Annotated in this window: 2 protein-coding genes and 2 pseudogenes; all 4 read left to right on the top strand. The window is 54.6% G+C overall.

Annotated features, from left to right (window positions below; all coding sequences use genetic code 11):
* Nucleotides 1-243, top strand: a pseudogene (locus BMX17_RS24805) (transposase); the annotation flags it as partial.
* A gap of 285 nt (nt 244-528) precedes the next feature.
* Nucleotides 529-897, top strand: a complete 369-nt coding sequence (locus tag BMX17_RS24800) for a UPF0175 family protein (RefSeq protein WP_092665309.1) — start codon at nt 529-531, stop codon at nt 895-897.
* Nucleotides 894-1,400, top strand: a complete 507-nt coding sequence (locus tag BMX17_RS24795; protein ID WP_092665306.1) for a PIN domain-containing protein — start codon at nt 894-896, stop codon at nt 1,398-1,400. The genes BMX17_RS24800 and BMX17_RS24795 overlap by 4 nt, the downstream gene beginning before the upstream one ends.
* Nucleotides 1,401-1,581: 181 nt before the next feature.
* Nucleotides 1,582-1,774, top strand: a pseudogene (locus BMX17_RS26835) (hypothetical protein); the annotation flags it as partial.

Here is a 1,774-nt window from a genome sequence, read left to right as displayed (position 1 = left end):
TATGGCTACCGGTGGGAGATCGAGAGCGGGTACAAATCGATCAAACGGTTCATGGCCGCCACAACGTCGAAGCACTTCGGACTACGGTTCTTCTATTTCGCGTTCGCCTGTTTGCTGTATTCAATCTGGCGAGCGGTTGATTTGCTCGTGCAGGTACAGTTGACCGGCGAGTACGAACACTCGCCCATTGTGACAGCCGACAACACGCTGACACTGGTGAAGAAGGAAACCGGAATCGGATAGTAACGAGACTCTCTCCGCGATAGCGTGTCTTCACAGTGGCGACACTATCCAGGGTCTCCGAAATCCGCTGGAATAGTTGCCTGTGGAACAAGAGCGGCCGTTCAGAAAGCGATCTGAAGCGGATTCTCCTTTTCGATTCGGCCGATTCCACGCATTACAGGCCCGCTATACCTGCTGTAGTCTCAACTTCCACGATTCGGCAGTAGTTGAGACCGGTCGTCTCAATGCATATGGCAGTCTGGCGCAGTTCATAAATAGTATGAAGACGTAGTTTGGGATAGAACAATGGCACGAATCACCGGCTCCTATCCAGACGATCTCGACCTCCTCATCGAGGGTGCTGTCGAGGCTGGTGTGTTCGGGGGAAAGAGTGATGCGTTGCGAGAGTTCGTGCGTGAGTACTTCGAGGACCACGAAAACGAACGTATCGCTGCTGCAGTCGCCCTCTACGAACGCGAGCGGATCACGCTCGGTGATGCTGCGAGACTCGCTGATGTCGACCGCTGGACAATGCGGGATATTCTCCGTGAACACGGTGTGGAACTCCGGCTCGGGCTCGTGGATGAGGAGGATGCGGCCTACGAAGCGGAGGCGGCGACAGAACTCGAATTCGATGATGAGCCTGCTGATAATGAGACATCGGACTCGCAATGACGACTGCCGATCTTCCAGCGGACCCAAGCGTTCTCAATACGACTGTTCTCTCGAACTTTGCCTACATCGACCAGTTGTGGGTAGTGGCTGGACTCTCGGAGATCTGTACGGTGCCGGTCGTTCGCGAAGAACTCCACAATGGTGTCGAGGATCATCCCTACCTCCAGTCAGCGCTGGACATACTAGATGATGCGATCCCGGTCGCGGCAGTCTCGGACACTGTTGCAAATAGAGAAGCGGTTGTCAGCGACCATCTTGATCCCGGAGAAGCACAGGCGTTTGCACTTGCTGACGCACACGATGGTCGGTTACTGACGGACGACGGCGACGCCAGAGCATTCGCAAAAGAACAGGGCGTGACCGTTGTCGGTTCGGTCGGCGTCCTCCTAGCTGCCATTGATGCTGGGCGGATTAGCGAGGAAACCGCGGATGAATGGCTCTCAACGTGGATTGATGAAATCGGATACTACGTTCCATATCGGAACATTACGGACTACCGGTAACGTTTCGGTTTCAGTGACTCTGTCATTCGAGCACAATTGGAATTCTACGTGTGATCGAACCATTTCCAGCAGTTGCTTTGACCTCCTCAGAAAGGATTCCGCGCTCAGTGTATGTGCCTATGTATCTCCGAGGATCATCGTTAGCAGAAAACATATCTTGGGAGAAGGTACAGGTAAATTCATGAAACGCCGTGCCCTCCTCTCGTCGCTTGGCGTCGTTGTGGCATCAAGTCTGACGGGCTGTTCCACACCCGGTAACGAGGAGCCGCCCGCAGGCAGTCTCCGCTTCGCGAATCAGCACGACTTACCCCATAGCATCGGACTCACTGTTACTGGCATCGGGTCAGAACCGACGGACTCGACCAACGGAGATG

Source organism: Halorientalis persicus, assembly GCF_900110215.1.
GTDB lineage: Archaea > Halobacteriota > Halobacteria > Halobacteriales > Haloarculaceae > Halorientalis > Halorientalis persica.
This window is presented reverse-complemented; position numbering and strand designations above follow the sequence as displayed.